The organism is Streptomyces sp. NPDC059740 (assembly GCF_042733155.1).
In the GTDB taxonomy this organism is placed as follows: domain Bacteria; phylum Actinomycetota; class Actinomycetes; order Streptomycetales; family Streptomycetaceae; genus Streptomyces.
Genome location: NZ_JBHWGP010000005.1, coordinates 256,539 through 274,105 on the forward strand (window position 1 = coordinate 256,539; position 17,567 = coordinate 274,105).

Annotated in this window: 14 protein-coding genes; 1 reads left to right on the forward strand and 13 read right to left on the reverse strand. The window is 71.3% G+C overall.

Translation table 11 applies throughout. The features are described from left to right. Positions 1 to 44: 44 nt before the first annotated feature. Positions 45 to 1,415: an APC family permease gene (locus tag ACFV3R_RS09455; RefSeq protein WP_385578158.1), complete on the reverse strand. Its 1,371-nt coding sequence runs from the start codon at positions 1,413 to 1,415 to the stop codon at positions 45 to 47. Between the two features lie 120 nt (positions 1,416 to 1,535). Here ACFV3R_RS09455 and ACFV3R_RS09460 point away from each other — a divergent pair, with 120 nt between their 5' ends. Beyond that, positions 1,536 to 2,114 carry a CGNR zinc finger domain-containing protein gene (locus ACFV3R_RS09460; RefSeq protein ID WP_385578161.1) on the forward strand — a complete coding sequence of 193 codons (579 nt, stop codon included), beginning with the start codon at positions 1,536 to 1,538 and terminating at the stop codon, positions 2,112 to 2,114. Positions 2,115 to 2,186: 72 nt separating this feature from the next. On the opposite strand, the gene ectB is transcribed toward ACFV3R_RS09460, so the two are convergent. From ectB to katG, 12 genes are all read right to left on the reverse strand, one after another. Beyond that, positions 2,187 to 3,458, reverse strand: coding sequence for a diaminobutyrate--2-oxoglutarate transaminase (gene ectB / locus ACFV3R_RS09465; RefSeq protein ID WP_385578164.1), 1,272 nt, complete (start codon positions 3,456 to 3,458; stop codon positions 2,187 to 2,189). Between the two features lie 73 nt (positions 3,459 to 3,531). Next, on the reverse strand, positions 3,532 to 3,846 hold the full coding sequence (locus ACFV3R_RS09470) for a cupin domain-containing protein (protein ID WP_385578290.1): 315 nt from the start codon (positions 3,844 to 3,846) through the stop codon (positions 3,532 to 3,534). 74 nt (positions 3,847 to 3,920) lie between these two features. Then, positions 3,921 to 4,652, reverse strand: coding sequence for a hypothetical protein (locus ACFV3R_RS09475; RefSeq protein WP_385578167.1), 732 nt, complete (start codon positions 4,650 to 4,652; stop codon positions 3,921 to 3,923). A gap of 72 nt (positions 4,653 to 4,724) precedes the next feature. Further along, positions 4,725 to 5,939, reverse strand: a complete 1,215-nt coding sequence (locus ACFV3R_RS09480) for a hypothetical protein (protein WP_385578169.1) — start codon at positions 5,937 to 5,939, stop codon at positions 4,725 to 4,727. Further along, positions 5,939 to 7,564 (reverse strand): class I tRNA ligase family protein, encoded by a 1,626-nt coding sequence (locus ACFV3R_RS09485; RefSeq protein ID WP_385578172.1) that lies wholly within the window; start codon positions 7,562 to 7,564, stop codon positions 5,939 to 5,941. Before ACFV3R_RS09485 ends, ACFV3R_RS09480 begins: the two co-directional genes overlap by 1 nt. Positions 7,565 to 7,610: 46 nt before the next feature. Next, positions 7,611 to 8,312, reverse strand: coding sequence for a serine O-acetyltransferase EpsC (epsC, locus tag ACFV3R_RS09490; RefSeq protein WP_385578175.1), 702 nt, complete (start codon positions 8,310 to 8,312; stop codon positions 7,611 to 7,613). A 10-nt stretch (positions 8,313 to 8,322) separates the two neighbouring features. Continuing rightward, a complete protein-coding gene (locus ACFV3R_RS09495; RefSeq protein WP_385578177.1) occupies positions 8,323 to 9,513 on the reverse strand; it encodes an NAD(P)/FAD-dependent oxidoreductase in 1,191 nt (396 codons plus the stop codon). Next, positions 9,513 to 10,772 (reverse strand): cytochrome P450, encoded by a 1,260-nt coding sequence (locus ACFV3R_RS09500; RefSeq protein ID WP_385578180.1) that lies wholly within the window; start codon positions 10,770 to 10,772, stop codon positions 9,513 to 9,515. Before ACFV3R_RS09500 ends, ACFV3R_RS09495 begins: the two co-directional genes overlap by 1 nt. Before the next feature lie 93 nt (positions 10,773 to 10,865). Continuing rightward, positions 10,866 to 11,210, reverse strand: coding sequence for a cupin domain-containing protein (locus tag ACFV3R_RS09505; RefSeq protein WP_385578182.1), 345 nt, complete (start codon positions 11,208 to 11,210; stop codon positions 10,866 to 10,868). Between the two features lie 49 nt (positions 11,211 to 11,259). After that, positions 11,260 to 12,534, reverse strand: coding sequence for a SidA/IucD/PvdA family monooxygenase (locus ACFV3R_RS09510; protein ID WP_385578185.1), 1,275 nt, complete (start codon positions 12,532 to 12,534; stop codon positions 11,260 to 11,262). A gap of 421 nt (positions 12,535 to 12,955) precedes the next feature. After that, positions 12,956 to 14,566: an AMP-binding protein gene (locus tag ACFV3R_RS09515; protein WP_385578188.1), complete on the reverse strand. Its 1,611-nt coding sequence runs from the start codon at positions 14,564 to 14,566 to the stop codon at positions 12,956 to 12,958. Between the two features lie 432 nt (positions 14,567 to 14,998). Continuing rightward, positions 14,999 to 17,224, reverse strand: coding sequence for a catalase/peroxidase HPI (gene katG / locus ACFV3R_RS09520; RefSeq protein WP_385578191.1), 2,226 nt, complete (start codon positions 17,222 to 17,224; stop codon positions 14,999 to 15,001). Positions 17,225 to 17,567: the final 343 nt, after the last annotated feature.

Sequence of the window (17,567 nt, forward strand, 5' to 3'; positions counted from 1 at the left end):
GGCGCGGGGGGAGCCCCGGGCCGGCCCCGGGGGGGCCCCAGGCGTTAGGGCCGCGCCGGGCCGACAAAGGGAGGGAGGGGTGGGGGCGCCCCCCCGCACACCAGGTGGGGCCCCGCCGGGGGCTCCCCGGCCGGCGTCTCCCGCAGTCCCTCCTCGCCCTCGCTTCTGCCACGGCTCCTGGTCCACCTGCGGTAGAGCAGAGCGAGCACGGCGATCAGTACGGGGATGACGACCACCACGCCGCTGAACGGGATGAGCACCAGGCACAGGACGGTACCGATGGCCGCCAGGACCCGCGCCCGGCCGTGCAACAGCCGCACCCCGGCCGCCATGGCGGCGAGGAACGTCATGATGACCAGGGAGTTCGGGACGACCAGCAGCGTCTCCGGCCCCCACTGCGCGAAGTAGCCGACGACGACGCCCAGCGTGGCGTAGCCGCCGACGACCAGGACGGACACGGCCGGGACGCCGCGCGTGCTCAGGCGGGCCAGCGGTGCGGGAAAGGCCTTGTCGCGGGCGAGCGCATAGCCCAGCCGTGAGGTGGCGGCGACGAACGCGTTCGCCGTGCCCAGCGAGATGAGCAGGGCGATGACGGCGGTCAGGGTGCCGGCCGGACCACCGAACCCGTTCGCCAGCAGGCGGGCGATGACGGTGCGGTTGACCGCGTCGCTGCCGTAGGTCCTGGTGCTGATCGTCGCGACGACGACGCCGACGTAGAGCAGGGTGATGACGCCCACGCTGATCATGGTGGAGCGCGGCACGTCCCGTGCCGGGTCGCGGAACTCCTCGGCGAGATGGGTGATCGCCTCCCAGCCGAAGAAGGCGAAGAAGATCACCACGGCCACGCTGCCCACTTCGCCCATGCCGTGCGGTGCGAAGGGCGTCCAGTTCGCCGCGCTGAAGCGGGGGACGGAGACCAGCAGCGCCAGGAACAGCAGCACCGCCACGGTCCCGGCGAAGGCGAGCTGAAGACGGCCGCTGACCTTGATTCCCCGCAGGTTGGCCACCGTGGCGACGACGAGGATCAGCCCCGCGAGCAGGAAGGTGGCGGCCCTGGACAGACCGAGGTAGGAGGAGGCGTAGTAGGCGCCGGTGAGTGCGACCAGGGTCTGGGCTGTGGCCGCGGCGATGAAGTAGAACCACCCGATCACGGTCCCGGCCGCGGAGCCGAACGCCTGGGTCACGAAGGTGGCCACGCCCCCGGCGTTGGGGTAGCGGCTGGCGAGTGCGGCGAGCGTGAGCGCCAGGGGGATGCCGAGCACCGCGTCGAAGATCCAGGCCGTGATGGCGGCGGGGCCCGCTCTGGTGGCGCTGAGCGCCGGCAGCAGAAGCACACCCGCGCCCACGATGGCGCCCACGTAGAGCGCTACGCCCTGCGTGACCGTGATGCTGCGACGTAACGTCTGCTCTGACATCGGGCTTACCTCCGGCGTTCCGTACCAGCAGACCGTAGGGGGCCGACAACCCGGCGTCAACACCTATTATGGGCTTTGACAGGTGTCGCCGGCGATCAACCGCCTGAGGGGAGCACATGGATGCCCTTGCCCTCCGAGATCGAGCCGCTGCACGCCTTCCTCAACAGCATCGACCTGCGCTCTTTCACCGACCACGGCACCGTGCACCAGGGTGGCGAACACCTGCCCACGGCGCGGGCGCTGACGGGCTGGCTGCGGGAGCGGGAACTGCTGGCGGCCGGCACCGACGCGACGGAGGCCGACCTGCGCCATGCCCACCGGTTGCGGGGCCAGTTGCGTGGCGCCCTCGCGCAACGATCGCTGACGGCCCAGGCGGCGGAGGCAGGCCCCGCTCCGGAGCAGGGGCCGCTCGTCCCCGGCGAGGAGGTACCGATGACGCTCCGGCTCACTACGTACCCCGGCCGGGCCCCGGCTCTTCTCCCCGTGGCGGCGGGCGCGCAGGGAGCGCTGGACCGCATCGCACTGATGGTCTGCGAGGCGGTCGCGGCGGGCACGTGGAACCGCCTGAAGATGTGCGAGGCGGCCGACTGCCGGTGGGTCTTCTACGACCGGTCCAGGCCCGGCAGGGGCCGCTGGTGCGCTGCCGATCTGTGCGGGAACCGCATGAAGACCAGGGCGTACCGCGAGCGGCACCGCTGAGGGCGGTCGCGCACCCCGGTCCGGGCCGGGAGCACGACCGCCCTGCCGGCCGCGTCGTGGTCTGCGCTTCGGTCAGCCGCAGTCGCGGACGGCACGGGCCAGGATGCGCAGGCCGTCGTCGAGTTCGTCCGGGGCGATCGTCAGGGCGGGCATCAGCTTGACGACCTCGTCCCGGGCCCCCGAGGTCTCGACCAGCAGGCCCAGCTCGAAGGCGCGTTTGGCGACCCGGCCGGCGAGACCCGGGTCGGCGAACTGCAGGCCCCAGACCAGGCCCCTGCCGCGGTACGCGGTCGCCTCGGGGCGTGGGTGCTTCGCCGTGACGGCCTCCAGATGCGAGCGGACCACTTCGCCGCGTTCGACCGTCTGCTTCTCCAGCTGCCCGTCGGCCCAGTAGGAGTTGAGGGCCGCTGTGGCGGTGACGAAGGCGGGGTTGTTGCCGCGGAAGGTGCCGTTGTGCTCGCCGGGCTCCCAGAGGTCCAGCTCCGGCTTGAAGAGGGTCAGGGCCATGGGAAGGCCGTAGCCGCTGATGGACTTGGAGACGGTGACGATGTCCGGGACGATGCCCGCTTCCTCGAAGGAGAAGAAGGCGCCGGTGCGGCCGCAGCCCATCTGGATGTCGTCGACGATCAGCAGCATGTCCCGGCGCTCGCACAGGTCGGCCAGGCCACGCAGCCACTCGGCACGGGCGACGTTGACGCCGCCCTCCCCCTGGACGGTCTCCACGATGACCGCGGCGGGCCGGTTCAGCCCCGACCCCTGGTCCTCCAGGAGGCGCTCGAACCAGAAGAAGTCGGGGGTGTGCCCGTCCAGGTAGTGGTCGAAGGGCATCGGGGTGCCGTGCACCAGCGGGATGCCGGCGCCCGCCCGCTTGAAGGCGTTGCCGGACACCGCCAGCGAACCCAGGGACATGCCGTGGAAGGCGTTGGTGAAGGAGACGATCGACTCGCGCCCCTTGACCTTGCGGGCCAGCTTCAGCGCCGCCTCCACGGCGTTGGTGCCGGTCGGTCCCGGGAACATCACCTTGTACGGCAGGTCACGCGGGCGCAGCACGAGGGAGTGGAACGTCTCCAGGAAGGCCCGCTTGGCGGTGGTGGACATGTCCAGGCCGTGCGTGACCCCGTCCCGTTCCAGGTAGTTCAGCAACGCCCGCTTGAGAACCGGGTTGTTGTGGCCGTAGTTCAGCGACCCCGCCCCGGAGAAGAAGTCGAGGTAGGCGTGGCCCTCCTCGTCGAACATCCGGCTGCCCTGCGCCCGGTCGAAGACGACCGGCCAGCCGCGGCAGTAGCTGCGCACCTCCGACTCAAGGGTCTCGAAGACGCTCAAATTCGGCTGGATGATGGTCACAGCAAGCTCCTGAGGGGTGAGAGGAGTAAGAAGTGAAGCGCTGTGGAGGAGGCGGCGCCGAGGGTTCGCCAGGTCATGACGGGCTGCCCGTCGGACGGCTCTCCGGGGGTGAGAAGACCACCGCGACCTGCAGGTCCTCGGTGATGTCGGTGAATCGGTGCGGCATCTCAGCCGGTACGTACACGATCGATCCCGGCCCGACCGGGCGGCTCTCCCCACCCACCCGGACAGTCGCGCGTCCCGCGATGACGATGTACAACTCGTCCTCGGCGTGCGGCTGTTGCGGGTCGGTGCCGTCGGCAGGCAGTGCGTAGACCCCGGCGCTCATCGTCGGCACCCGGAGGAACTCCACATAGCGTCTGCCGGTCGCCTCCCCCTCCTTCCTGATGGTCTCGAACTCGTGGAACGCAGGCTGCTCGGGCAACTCGGGCAAGGGGACCGGTCTCCTCGTATACGTAGTGGTCACATCCGCAGGGACAGCTCGCTGTGGAAGCCCGCGAAGCGGTCCGCGCGGACGGCGTCGTCGACGACGGGGTAGAAGCCTTCGAAGAAGTCGACGTAGTCGGTGCACAGGGCGCGGAGCACGGGCGCGATCTCCCGGCCCAGCTCGCCTGCCGCCTCCCGGACTCCGACGGCCGTCATCATGGTTCCCCGGGCGTCCGGGGAGAGCGTCGCCAGCGTGCTGGCGAGCCGGCTGTGCCGCAGTGCCTCCCGTACGTCGTCGGTGACGGCGGCAGGGTCCGCGCCGCGGTCGGACTGCCACAGGATGACACGTACCGACTGGCAGCCGACGACCCGGCGGGGCGGCACGAGTTGCAGGGGTGCCTTGTCCAGGCGGCGTTCCTCGCCGCTCAGCGGGACCTGCCAGCGCGTCAGGTCGTCCTCCGGCGCGGGATGCACCAGTGGCGGCTCACCGCTGAGGTCCCAGGACCAGCACAGGACGTGCAGCGGGGTCGAGGCGTCGGCCACCCGGCGCAGCATGACGCGGCTGCCCCCGGTCAGGACGAGCCTGGTGAGCTCGATACCCCGCTGCTCGGCGGAGACGGCGAAGGTCAGGGGCACCGGCTGCAGCCCGCGGGTGACCTCGCGCAGCACGGTGAAGGGCTGCTTGCCCGTCAGCCCGTACTCGTCGGCTGCCGGGCCGCTCGGTGTGGCCTCGAAGTGCTCGAACGCGCCGCGGGAGAGCAATGGCATGATGTTCCCTTCGTCAACGGCTCAGCTTCTCGGTGTCGGGGGACGTGGTGGTCGGGCGCGGTCGGCGGAGGGTCACGGCGGGACGCGCCCGCTGCTCCGTGGGCGGACCGGACCCAGCAGGGCGGCTGCCGCCAGTACCGCCACGGGCAGGAGCACCGCCGGGCCGAGGAACGGCAGGAGCGGCAGGTAGAGGACCACGGCCGCCGCGCCCAGGTAGCGACCCCGTCCTTCCCCGGCGACGACGGCCGCGAGCGCGGCCGTGAGGAAGACGGCCCAGGCCATGGCGTTGGGCACCGAGAGCGCGTCGGTGGCCGTCAGCAGCCCCCCTTGCACCAGTGCCACTCCGGCCAGGGCCGCGCCGCCCACGGCCAGGGCCGCGGTGGCGACCGCCCGTGGGGCGGACGCGCCGCGGCCGGACAGGTCGGCCGCCAGCCGCGCGGCGGTTCGGACGTTGCGCATGCAGAAGTACGCGGTGACGACGCCCATACCTGCGGCGACGACGCGGCCCGCCGCGCTCGTGGACAGGTTCGGCAGGGCGAGGCCGGCGACCGCCGGGACCGTGGCCGAGGAGGCGGCGGCCCACAGGGCCGCGCCGTAGAGGATGCCGACCGCGGCCACCCCGCCCAGCGGTCCCCGCCACCGGTGACCGCCCCTGGTCGGCGCGAGGCGGCAGGTCGCCTCCCAGCCGACGACCACGAAGAACTGGAGGGCCGTCGCCCCGGCGATACCGGTCGGCGTCACCGCGGGGCCGGCCGTCGGGCCCGGCACCGCTCGCATCCCCGTCAGCAGCGCCAGGGCGAGGAGCACGAGGACGGCGGCGAACACCCGGCCTTCGGCCACCTTGCGGTCCGCCCGGGCCAGCACCACGGCCGGCACCAGCACTCCGGCCGCCACCGCGCCGAGGACTCCGTTCGCGCCGGGCGACCCGTGCGCCGCCGCACGGATCAGGGCCGGTGCCAGTGCCTGGCCGAGGAATCCGGCCGCCACCAGGGCGACCACGACCTGCCCGGCCGTGATGCCCAGGACGTAGAAGCCGCGGACCGCCCGGCCCGGCACCCGGCCGAGCACGCCGTCTGTCAGCGAGACGGCTCCCGCCGTGGCGCCGGGGGCCCGGGAGGTGGCGGACAGGGCTGCGACCAGCAGGGCCCCCGCCACGAGGTGGTAGCCCCAGCCCCACAACGCCGCCCTGCCCTGGACGGCCTGCGCCGTCCAGGGCAGGAACAGCGCTCCGACGCCCAGGACGTTCACCGCCAGGCGCAGGCCGGACCGTGCGGGCTCGCCGTCCATCAGCGGGGCTGGAACATGCGCCGGTACTCGGGGACGATCTGCGTCCCGGCCGGGACCACCGCCTGGTCCTGGTGCGGCCAGGGGACACCGTCGAAGCCGGGCACCCGGCCCAGTTGCTGCCAGGTGCGGCGGGACCAGGTGGGCATGATGGGCCCCGACACCGCCGCGAGGACGCCGAGCAGCTCGACGTGGGCCGCGAGGACGGCTGACGCCTCGGCCCGGTCGGCGGGCGACTCCTGCCACCGCCGGAGGTCCTCGGCCGCGGTCCGCACCGCCTCGCGCAGCCGGGCCGCGGCGCCGCGCAGCGAGAAGGTCGCCGGTTCCAGGTGGCCGGCCAGGTCACCGGGGAGCTGTTCCGCGAGGGCGCGGACGGCGGCCGGCCAGGTCGCGCGGTCGGTCTCCGGAACGACCGAACCGTGCTCCTTCGCCAGGAGTCCGACGACGGAGGCGGCCCACCCCTCCCACTCCTCGACCAGCAGGGTGTTCACCGTCCGGTCGAAGTCGGACATCCGGAAGTCCGACTTGGTCTCCTCCGGCGCGGTCAGGCACAGGTGGAACCGGACCGCGTCCGCGGGGGCCTCGCGCAGGAAGTCGGAACCCCAGATCGCGTGGCCTCGGCTAGTGGAGAACTTGTCGCCCTCCAGCGTGTAGAACTCGTTGCTGATCACGTACCTGGGTGTGATGTACTCCCCCAGTCCGAGCAGCAGCGACGGCCAGAGCACCGCGTGCGAGAAGCTGCAGTCAAAGCCGATGAAGTGCACCAGTTCGGTCTCGGGGTCACGCCACGTCTCGCGCCACCGGTCGGGGTGGCCGAGGGCCGCGTCGTGTGCCGCGGTCGCGGCCATGTAGCCGAAGATGCCGCTGAACCAGGTGTCGAGGATGTGCCCCTTCCACTCGTCCAGCGGCACCGGGATCCCGTAGTCGGCGACCCGGCTGACCGGTACCACGGGGAGTTCCCGCGCGAGCAGCCCCGTGCAGAAGTCGAGCACCCGCTGCCGCCAGGGGCTCTTCTCGAAGAGCTCGGTCAGCCGCTCGGTGAAGGGAGCGAGCGGCACCACCAGCCGCACCGCGGTGCGGGTCTCCGGCTGTCCGCCGCAGGTGAAGCAGCGGCCCTCGACCACGCCTCCGGGTTCCTGCGCCAGGCCGCACTCCTCGCAGTAGGTCCCGTCGCTCGGGGCCGCGCAGAAGCGGCAGTTGCCGCGGATGTACGCCTCGTAGACGAACTCGTCACAGGTGGGGCAGTAGGGGGTGGGCATCTCCTGCTCGGTGATGACCCCGCTCTCCCAGAGGCGCAGGAAGTGCTCCTGCACCAGCGCGTCGTGCCGGGGCTCGCGGTGGGGGTGCTCGTAGTAGTCGGGGAGCATGTCGGCCAGGGACAGGCTGTGCTCGATGCGCCGGGTGTAGCGGAAGGCCGTCGTGTGGGCGTCCCAGCCCAACTCGCTTCCGCGGCGCGGGATGTAGCAGGAGTGGTCGTCGGTGTAGGCCACGTAGCTCACGGGGACGTCGCGTGCCACCAGGTACTTGCGCAGTACGTCGGCTCCCATGAAGGGGCCGGAGAGGTGACCCAGGTGGAGGTCACCGTTGGGGTTCGGCGGAGCGCAGGTGATCAGAACCCTTTTGGGCATGGGTACGCGGTCCTTTCCGGTGGAAGAGTGCGGACGCGGTGCGGAGCTACTCGGCGCTGCGCTGGTCGGCCACGCGAAGGGGACGGGGGGTTGCTGTGGGCACCGGCCTGTCCTGGCCGTCGCCTTTGGACGGCCGGTTGACGATCTGGCCCGGGCGGACGCGGGACTTGTGGGGCAACGAGGCCATCACCACCGACTTGGCTCCGATCACGCTGTCGGCGCCGATGTCGACCGGCCCCAGCACGCACGCCCCGGTACCCACCACCACGCCGTCGCCGAGCGTCGGGTGGCGTTTGGCGCCCGGTGCCCGGGTCGCGTCGTACCACCAGCCGACCGAGCCGAGGGTCACCAGGTGGTAGAGCATGACGTCGTCGCCGATGCACACGGTCTCGCCGATGACGACCCCGCAACCGTGGTCGATGAACAGCCGCCGGCCGATCCGGGCTCCGGGGTGGATGTCGATGCCGCCCGAGATGAAGCGTCCTGCCATGGTGATGGCGCGGGCGGCGATGCGGTGGTCGCGGATGTAGAGGGAGTGTGCGGCGCGGTACAGCCACAGGGCGTGCACATGGGGGTAGAGCAGGACTTCGAGCGGGTTCGTGACGGCCGGGTCCTTGTCGCAGACGACCTGGATGTCCTCCCGGGCGCGGTGCAGTGCTGAGCGCACGGCGCGGCGCACGGGCTGCCCCCCTTTCCCCTCCTCCCCGGACTTCGCCCTCTTCGCGGGCCGGCGGAACAGTCGAGTCATGTCGGTTGCCTTACATATTCCGGTAGCGCCGGACGGTCGGAGCGGGCTGCCCGGCGGTGAACCTGTCCGGTCGGTACGGTTCGAGCTCGGGCCGTACGGCTTCGGAGAGCAGTTCCGCGGCGACGGCGAGGCCCACGGCCGGGGCGGCCTTGAACCCGCCGCCGTTGAATCCCGTGGCGAAGTAGAGGCCCGGGTGCCGGGTCGACGGGCCGATGAGCGCACGGCCGTCCGCGGTGTAGGCCTCGGCGGCGCGGGCGGCCGTGGTGACCTCCGCGGTGGCCAGGCCCCGCAGGCGGGGCGCGGCCAGTGCCCGTCCTGCGGCGACCTCGGACGAGTCGGGCGAGATTTCGGTGTTACCCGACGGCGGGCCGCTGCCGAGAGGTATGCGGAAGAGCACCCGGTCGGGGCCGTCGGGGCGGAAGTAGGTCCCGGCCAGGTCGTCGATGACCATGCAGAGGGACGCGGCGCCGGGGATCGCCGAGGTCCTCGCCAGCGCCCAGCCGACCTCCTGGGAGTGCACCGGGGGCGTGCCGTCCTCGCCGGGGCCGCCGAGAGCGACGCCCGCCTCCGTGCAGAGCGGGGCCGAGCCGGCGCCGGCCGCGATCACGACGTGCCCGGCGCTGACCACGTCCCCGCCGACGGCGGCGCCGGTGTACCTCTCGCCGTTCTTCAGCAGCCGGGCGCCGCCGGGACCGGTGAGCACCTCGGTGCCCAGTGCACGTGCCCGTTCGGTCAGGGCCCGCACCGTACGGACCGGGTCCGCGTGTCCGCTGTACGGCTCGTAGGCCACTGCGGCCACGCCGTCGAGGTCCAGCGCCGGCTGCTCGTCGGCGAGCTCCTCAGGGGTCAGGACGGTGGTCTCGACACCGAGTCCCTTCAGTTCCGCGACGGTGCGGCTGAGTTCGCCGACGTGCTCCTCCCCGACGAGGAAGGCGAAGCCGGTCTGCCGGAAGCCGCAGTCGCCGCCGACGATCTCCGGCCAGTTCCGGAAGGTCTCCAGGCCGAGCGCGGCCAGTCGCGCGTCGTGGGGGTCGCTGTGGTGCATGCGCACCTGGCCGGCTGACCGGTGGGTGGCGCTGTCCCGGAGGCCGCCCTCGCGGCCGAGCAGTGCTACCCGCGCGCCCGCCGCTGCCAGGTGGTAGGCGATGCTCGCGCCGACCACTCCGTCCCCGATGACGGCTACGTCCGCGGTGCGGGGCATCACGCGCCCTTTCGCGGGCCGGGGGTGAACTCCAGCGGCAGGGTCTGCAGCCCGCGGAAGGAGAGGTTGGGCTGCCACTTGAGTTCCCCGGCGCCCAGCCGCAGGTCGCCCATGCGGTTCAGGATGGTGGCGAAGGAGAGCTCGCCCATGATGCGGGAGATCTCGGCGCCGGGGCAGTAGTGGATGCCGTGGCTGAAGGACATGTGCCGGTTGTCGGCCCGGGTGATGTCCAGCTTGTGCGGGTTCTCGAAGGCGGCGGCGTCGCGGTTGGCCGCGCCGAGCATCACCAGCACCTTGTCGCCCTTGCTGATCTCGTAGCCCCGGATCGTCATGTCCTCGGTGGCCATCCGGCCCACCAGGTGCAGGGGGCCGTCGAACCGCAGGATCTCCTCGACGGCCGAGGGCATCAGCTCGGGCTGCGCGCGCAGCAGGGCCATCTGGTCGGGGTTGCGCAGCAGGGCCAGCAGACCGTTCCCGACGAGGTTGAGGGCGGTCTCCAGGCCGGCGAACATCACCACGATGCAGGTGGCGACGAGGTCGTCGCCCTCCAGGGGGTTCTCGTCCCGCTGGACCAGGGAGGAGAGCAGGTCCTCCTGGGGGTCGGCCAGCTTGGCGGCGGCGAGGTCGGTGAAGTACTCCCGCATGGCGAGGATGGCGTTCTGTCCGCACTCCAGGTCCTCGACCGGGACGTTGGCGCCGCCCGCGTTGATCGCCTTGACGAAGTCCGCGGTCCAGAGCTTGACCTTGTTCCGGTCTGCGGGCGGGATACCGATGAGTTCGGAGTTCAGGATGACCGGCAGGTGGTAACCGAGGTCCTGGATACCGTCGCACTCGCCGCGCTCGATGACGCCGTCGACCAGGTCGTCCACGACCCGTTGGATCTTGGGGCGCATCTGCTGGGAGAGCTTGAAGCTCATTCCCCGCTGGACGGGGCGGCGCAGCCGGGTGTGACGGGGCGGGTCGTTGTAGAGCATCATCCTGCGGCGCATGTCGGCCCATTCCTTGAAACGGGCCTCCTCGCTCTCGCTGAGGTGTCCGAGAAAGGCCGAGGTGCGGTCGGAGGAGAGCTTCTCCGGGTGGTTCAGGGCCTCCAGCACGTCGTCATGGGCGAGCAGCAGCCAGGACCCGAGGTGCTCGTTCCACCAGACCGGTTCGCGTTCGCGGACCGTGTCGTACACGGGGTAGGGGTCCGAGATGATGTCCGGCCGGAGAAGGTCGTGGAACGAGCTGAGATCTCCGTCGTACGCCGGCTGTGGCATGGGATTCTCCTTGTTCTCTGTGACGTGCGGGGCACGTCGGCTTCCACCGGGGAGACTGCGACTTTTCTCAGAAGGCTTGGTGCGCCGCGCAGCTCAGGGCTTCCCGCCCCACCACAGCGAGAGGAAGACGAACGGCTCGTCCGCGTCGTTGACCAGCAGGTGCTTGTCGTGGGGCGGAATGAAGATGGTGTCGCCGAACTTCACCCGCTTCCGCTCCCCCGCCACCTCCATCTCCCCGGAACCGGAGATGACGTAGAACAGTTCGGACTCCCCGTCGGGATTGACGTGCTCGCTCATCGTGGTGTGCGGCGGGACGACGACCCAGGCACCGCCCTCGTACGGCTCCCCCGCTCCGTCGAAGCGCGGCAGGCGCTGCGCCTGCACGTTGTAGGCCGGCTCGAACTTCAGGTCCTGTGCTGCCCAGCTGTGGATGTGCATGCTTTTCCCTTCCTCTCGACGAGGGATGTCGCGGGCGCGGGAGTACGCCTCAGGATGCGAGTGCCTTGCTCAGGCTGTCCGCGATGGCGGCGGCGCGCAGGGACACCAGGCTGAAGGAGCCGGCGTCGCCCAGCCCGTGGGTGGTCTCGCACAGCCCGTTGAGGTAGATGGGCGGCAGTTCCTGGCCGGCACCGGCCTGGATGCGGTAGTCGCGGCCGATGCTCGCGTGCCGCAACGGCGTGCGCTCGACGAGGTGCTGCACGGGTGAGAGCACGCGGGGAAGGAAGTTCTCCCCGTGCTCGTCCGTCAGGTCGACGAATCCGGTGGCGACTATGACGAAGTCGGCCTCCAGCGAGCCCCTGTCCCCCACGTGCTGCTCGAACAGCTCCAGTGAGATGCTGCTCTTCGAGCTCTCGGCGCTCACGATGTCCGTGTTGCGGATCAGCTGGATCTGGTACTCGCCGTCCAGCCGCTGCTCGTACAGCTTGGTGTGGTAGGCCGTGAGGACGTCGATGTCCGCCGCCGAGTAGTTCGTGTACCGGAGCTGGCGGTCCAGCGCCGACTTCGAGTTCTGCGGGGCCTGGTAGTAGTAGTCGACGAAGTCGGGGAAGAAGACCTCCCCGTTGAACGGGCTCAGGTCCTTCTGCCGGTACCCGAAACCCCGGACGATGTTCTTGATGGGGCTCTGCGGGAAACGCTGTGCCGCGTCCAGGCAGATTTCCGCGGCTCCCTGGCTGCCGCCCACGACGGCGATCCGGGCACCGGGCACGGCCGCTATCTCGTCCACCCGCTCCAGGTACTGCGTGTAGTGGAACACCCGGCTGTCGTCGAGTGCTTTGAGGGCCGGCGGGAAGTAGGCGGGGCGCCCGGTGGCGACCACCAGCGAACGGGCCCGGTAACGTTGCCCGTCGACGCAGGTCACCTCGACGCCGCCGCCCGGCAGGAGCGCGACGTCTGCCGCCCTGCTCGCGTACTTCACCTGGTCGTCGAACTGCCGGGCCGCCCATTTCACGTACCGCGCGTAGTCCTTGCGCAACGGGAAGGGGACGTTCAGGTTGAGGAACTCGAACAGCCGCTCTTCCTCGTGCAGGTGGTTGATGAAGCTGTAGTGGCTTCGCGGATTGCGCGGGGAGACCAGGTCGCGCACCGGGTGGTGCTGGATGTCCGAGCCGCTCAACAACATTCCGGGCTGCCAGGCCGCCGTACCCTGGCCCTCCAGGAAGAGGGCCTTCATGTCCGGGTAGATCTCCTCCAGGGCGATGGCGAGCGCGATGTTGGAAGGACCGAAACCTATACCGAGCACATCTGCATCGAGAGTTGTCATGCTGCGGACCCCAATCCGGTCGAAGACGCCAGGGGGATTGCCAGTGGCATCCCAGCGGCAACCGGAACACTATGTGCCGGAAAATACGCCGGTCATCCGCCGCCCGTAGCGAGAGCAGTCAACTCTTCGGAGCTTCTCCGGGCCCGGCGTTCCACCACCGGCCACGGCCCGGTGCGCGGAACCTGGTCGAAAGTGGAGCCGGCCGGCCCACCGGTGGACGACGGTCCGGCGGGCCCGGGTGGCCGGTGACGTGCACGCACCCGTCATCGCGTGGCGGTCAACCGACCGCACTGCAGCGGGGGTTCCGACCGCCCTGGTGGCGGGACCGCCCTCGGACCGGCTCGCCAGACGCGGCGCCCGCGGCGGCACGGACCCGCTTCCACCGGCCCTCGGCGGCACGGTCGCGCCCCCGGGTGGTGCTTCAGGAGCCGTACCGCTCCCGCAGTTCGACCTTGCGCACCTTGCCGGACACGGTCATCGGGAAGGAGTCGAGGACCTGGAGCCTGCTGGGCACCTTGTAGTGCGCCAGCCGCTGGGCGCACCAGGCACGCAGTTCCGTGAGGGTGGGCGGGTCGGCCGGGTCCACCGGGACGACGCAGGCCAGGACCTCCTCGCCGTACCGTTCGTGCCGCGCGCCGACGACCTGTACGTCCGCGATCCTCGGGTGCCCGTGCAGGAACTCCTCGACCTCTCGCGGGTAGACGTTCTCCCCGCCCCGGATGATCACGTCCTTGATGCGGCCGACGATCTCGACGTACCCGTCCTCACGCATCACCGCGAGGTCCCCGGTGTGCATCCAGCGGCCCGCGTCGATCACCTCGGCGGTCCGCTCCGGCTGGTCCCAGTAGCCGAGCATCACGCTGTAGCCGCGGGTGCGCAGTTCACCGGCGGTGCCGCGGGGCAGGGTGACGCCGGTCGCCGGGTCGACGACCTTCACCTCGACGTGCGGCAGGACCCGGCCGACCGTGGCGGTTCGGTGTTCCAGGTCGTCGTCCATCCGGGTCTGCAGGGAGACCGGGGACGTCTCGGTCATGCCGTAGCAGATGGAGACCTGATCCATGTGCATCTCGGCGACCACCCGCTTCATCACCTCCACGGGGCAGGGGGAGCCGGCCATGATGCCGGTGCGGAGGGAGGAGAGGTCGAACGCGGCGAAGTCGGGGAGGTTCAGCTCCGCGATGAACATGGTCGGGACGCCGTAGAGCGAGGTGCACCGCTCCTGGCGCACGGCCTCCAGCGTGGCTCTGGGGTCGAAGGACGGCGCCGGGAGGACGATGCAGGCACCGTGGGAGACGGCTGCCAGGCTGCCCATCACCATGCCGAAGCAGTGGTAGAGGGGCACCGGCAGGCAGATCCGGTCCCGTTCCGTGTAGCCGACGGTCCGGCCCACCCAGTGACCGTTGTTGAGGATGTTGTGGTGGGAGAGGGTGGCGCCCTTCGGGAAGCCGGTGGTGCCCGAGGTGTACTGGATGTTCACCGGGTCGTCGCAGTCCAGGCCTGCCTGGAGCGCGGCCGGTCGGTCGGCGGGCACCGATTCCGCACCGGCCACCAGCGCGTCCCAGGAAGGGTCACCGATGTACACGGTTCGGCCCAGGTCGGGGCATCGGTCGCGGACCTGGTCCACCAGTGCCCGGTAGTCGCTGCCCTTGTGGGACAGCGAGGCGACGAGCAGCGAGACGCCCGCCTGCTGCAGGACGAACTCCAGCTCGTGCGCGCGGTAGGCGGGGTTGACGTTCACCAGGATGGCGCCGATGCGGGCCGTCGCGAACTGCACGAGCACCCATTCGGGGCAGTTCACCGCCCAGATGCCCACCCGGTCGCCCCTGCCGATGCCCTCGGCGAGGAGCCCACGGGCCACCACGTCGACCGTGGCCCCGAACTCGGCGTAGGTCCACCGGCGTCCGGAGCCCATGTCCACCAGCGCCTCGCGGTCGGGGTGGGCGGCGACCGTCCGGTCGAGGGCGGCACCGATGGTGTCGCCGAGGAGGGGCAGGGTGCTCGTGCCGTGTGCGTACGACGGTTCCGAGGTCATCGAACTCCTCCTCGCGGTACTCCGCGCCGGAGCCCGCAGTGGTGGCCCCGCGCGGCTCGACGCGGCAGGTAGGGCGGGCGGCGGATGAGGCGAGGCACTGGGACCAGGGCGGGAGTACGGCGAGTTCGCAGGGCACCCGGAAGTGCCCGCACCGGCGTGTTCGCGGTGCCCTTCGGGCTCCCGGGCCCACGGGGGGAACAACGTACGCCTTGGACGGGACGAGCCGCAATGGGCGCGAGGCGGGGGGGCAGCCGCAGCAGCGCCGCGGCGCCACGGAGTCCGGGCCCCGGCCCGACGGGCCCCCGGCACCCCGGTCAGCCGGCGGCCTCGGGGCGCTGCTGCCGGCGGCAGCCTTCCCGGGTCCTCTCACGCCGGCGGCCCGGCCCGCACCAGGTCGGTGGGGGCCGGGCCGTCGGTCTGCCGGGTGGCTGATCAGGCGATGTCGAAGCGGTCCAGCTCCATCACCTTGGTCCATGCGGCGACGAAGTCGCGCACGAACTTCTCCTTCGCGTCATCGCTCGCGTAGACCTCGGCGAGCGCACGCAGCTCGGAGTTGGAGCCGAAGACCAGGTCGGCCCGGGTGCCGGTCCAGACGACCTCGCCGGAGGCGTCGACCGCCTCGTAGGAGCCCGCCTCACCGGCAGTGGGACGCCACGTCGTGTCCAGGTCGAGCAGGTTGACGAAGAAGTCGTTGGTCAGCACGCCGGGGGTGGCGGTGAGCACACCGGCCGTCGACTGCCCCGTGGTGGCGCCGAGCACCCGCAGGCCGCCGACCAGGACGGTCATCTCGGGGGCGCTGAGAGTCAGCAGGTTGGCCCGGTCGATGAGCAGGTACTCCGCCGGGAGGCGGTTGCCCTTGCCCACGTAGTTGCGGAAGCCGTCGGAGGAAGGCTCCAGCGCGGCGAAGGACTCCGCGTCCGTGTGCTCCTCGGTCGCGTCGACACGGCCCGGGGTGAAGGGTGCCTCCACGGTGTGGCCGGCGTCCCGGGCGGCCTTCTCGACCGCGGCGGTGCCACCGAGGACGATCAGGTCGGCGAGGGACACCTTGCGGGTGCCGGCGTTGAACCGCCGCTGCACGGACTCCAGCACCTCCAGGACCGAGGCGAGGCGCTCCGGGTCGTTGGCCTCCCAGCCGCGCTGCGGCTCCAGGCGCACCCGGGCGCCGTTGGCACCGCCCCGCTTGTCGCTGCCGCGGTACGTCGAGGCCGACGCCCAGGCGGTGAAGACGAGGTCGGAGACGCTCAGACCCGAGTTGAGGATCTCGTCCTTGAGGGCGGTGACGTCCTCAGCGGTGATCGCCTCGCCCTCGGCCTCCGGCAGCGGGTCCTGCCACAGCAGCGTCTCGGCCGGCACCTCCGGGCCGAGGTAGAGGGACTTGGGCCCCATGTCGCGGTGGGTCAGCTTGTACCAGGCGCGGGCGAAGGCGTCGGCGAACTCCGCGGGGTTCTCGTGGAAGCGGCGGGCGATCGGCTCGTAGACCGGGTCGAAGCGCAGCGCCAGGTCGGCCGTCAGCATCGTCGGGGCGATCTTCTTCGTGGCGTCGTGGGCGTGCGGCACGGTGCCCTCGCCCGCACCGTCCTTCGGCTTCCACTGGTGGGCTCCGGCCGGGCTCTTCGTCAGCTCCCACTCGTAGCCGAAGAGGTTGTCGAAGAAGCCGTTGTCCCAGCGGGTGGGGTTGCTGGTCCAGGTCACCTCGAGGCCGGAGGTGATGGCGTCGGCCCCCTTGCCGGTTCCGAAGGTGTTGCGCCAGCCCAGGCCCATCTCCTCCAGGCCGGCGGCCTCGGGGTCGTCACCGACGTGGTCGGCCGGGCCCGCGCCGTGGGTCTTGCCGAAGGTGTGGCCGCCGGCGATGAGGGCGACGGTCTCCTCGTCGTTCATCGCCATGCGCCGGAAGGTCTCCCGGATGTCGCGGGCGGAGGCCAGCGGGTCGGGGTTGCCGTTGGGGCCTTCGGGGTTGACGTAGATGAGCCCCATCTGGACGGCGCCGAGCGGCTCCTCCAGGTCGCGGTCGCCGGTGTAGCGCTCGTCGCCGAGCCAGGTGGTCTCGGGGCCCCAGTAGACGTCGTCCTCGGGCTCCCAGACGTCCTCACGGCCACCGGCGAAGCCGAAGGTCTCCAGGCCCATGGACTCCAGGGCCACGTTCCCCGAGAGGATCAGCAGGTCGGCCCAGGACAGGCTCTGGCCGTACTTCTTCTTGACCGGCCACAGCAGGCGGCGCGCCTTGTCGAGGTTGACGTTGTCCGGCCAGCTGTTGAGCGGGGCGAACCGCTGCTGCCCGGCGCCCGCGCCACCGCGGCCGTCGCTGATGCGGTAGGTGCCGGCGCTGTGCCAGGCCATGCGGATGATCAGCGGGCCGTAGTGGCCGAAGTCCGCGGGCCACCACTCCTGCGAGGTGGTCAGGACCTCGGCGATGTCGCGCTTGACGGCGGGCAGGTCGAGCCTCTTGAACGCCTCGGCGTAGTCGAAGTCCTCGCCCAGCGGGTTGGCCACCGGCTGGTTCTTGGCGAGGATCTTCAGGTTGAGCCGCTCCGGCCACCACTGGCGGTTGCCGCCGCCCTGCGTCGGGTGCGGGGCCCGGGCGGTGTGCGTGACGGGGCAACCTCCCGGCGTTTCCTCGGCCTTGGGGTCGGCGATGATGGCGTCGTGGTTCTCAGTCATGGAATTCCTTCCGGACCAGGGCGGATCACGGTTCTGAGGCGGGGGGAGGGCGATGAGGTCAGCCGGCCCCGGGGCCGGGCGAACCCCGCCCCGGGCCAGGTGTGAGCCGGAGGCGGCTCGGGCGGACGTGTGGCGAACTCAGCGGTTGCGGTGCGGGGTGGAGGTCCGGGTGGTCGGTACGCGGACGGCTGGCAGGGGACTTGCGGGCTTCACATGGCGGGTGCGTCACCGGACGTCACGCCCCTTGAGGCCCCTGGTGGGCAGGACGGTGGCGGTCGACCCGGAGGTGCTGGTCCCGTCACTCGTCCACTCCTGCCGCCGGGAGCGTCCTGTCCCTTGGCTC

Coding starts and splice junctions, on each gene's coding strand:
- ACFV3R_RS09475 (WP_385578167.1), bottom strand. CDS start 4,652: ATGCCATTGCTCTCCCGCGGCGCGTTCGAGCACTTCGAGGCCACACCG.
- epsC (WP_385578175.1), bottom strand. CDS start 8,312: ATGACTCGACTGTTCCGCCGGCCCGCGAAGAGGGCGAAGTCCGGGGAG.
- katG (WP_385578191.1), bottom strand. CDS start 17,224: ATGACTGAGAACCACGACGCCATCATCGCCGACCCCAAGGCCGAGGAA.
- ACFV3R_RS09485 (WP_385578172.1), bottom strand. CDS start 7,564: ATGCCCAAAAGGGTTCTGATCACCTGCGCTCCGCCGAACCCCAACGGT.
- ACFV3R_RS09495 (WP_385578177.1), bottom strand. CDS start 9,513: ATGCCCCGCACCGCGGACGTAGCCGTCATCGGGGACGGAGTGGTCGGC.
- ACFV3R_RS09515 (WP_385578188.1), bottom strand. CDS start 14,566: ATGACCTCGGAACCGTCGTACGCACACGGCACGAGCACCCTGCCCCTC.
- ACFV3R_RS09500 (WP_385578180.1), bottom strand. CDS start 10,772: ATGCCACAGCCGGCGTACGACGGAGATCTCAGCTCGTTCCACGACCTT.
- ACFV3R_RS09460 (WP_385578161.1), top strand. CDS start 1,536: ATGCCCTTGCCCTCCGAGATCGAGCCGCTGCACGCCTTCCTCAACAGC.
- ACFV3R_RS09510 (WP_385578185.1), bottom strand. CDS start 12,534: ATGACAACTCTCGATGCAGATGTGCTCGGTATAGGTTTCGGTCCTTCC.
- ACFV3R_RS09480 (WP_385578169.1), bottom strand. CDS start 5,939: ATGGACGGCGAGCCCGCACGGTCCGGCCTGCGCCTGGCGGTGAACGTC.
- ACFV3R_RS09455 (WP_385578158.1), bottom strand. CDS start 1,415: ATGTCAGAGCAGACGTTACGTCGCAGCATCACGGTCACGCAGGGCGTA.
- ACFV3R_RS09505 (WP_385578182.1), bottom strand. CDS start 11,210: ATGCACATCCACAGCTGGGCAGCACAGGACCTGAAGTTCGAGCCGGCC.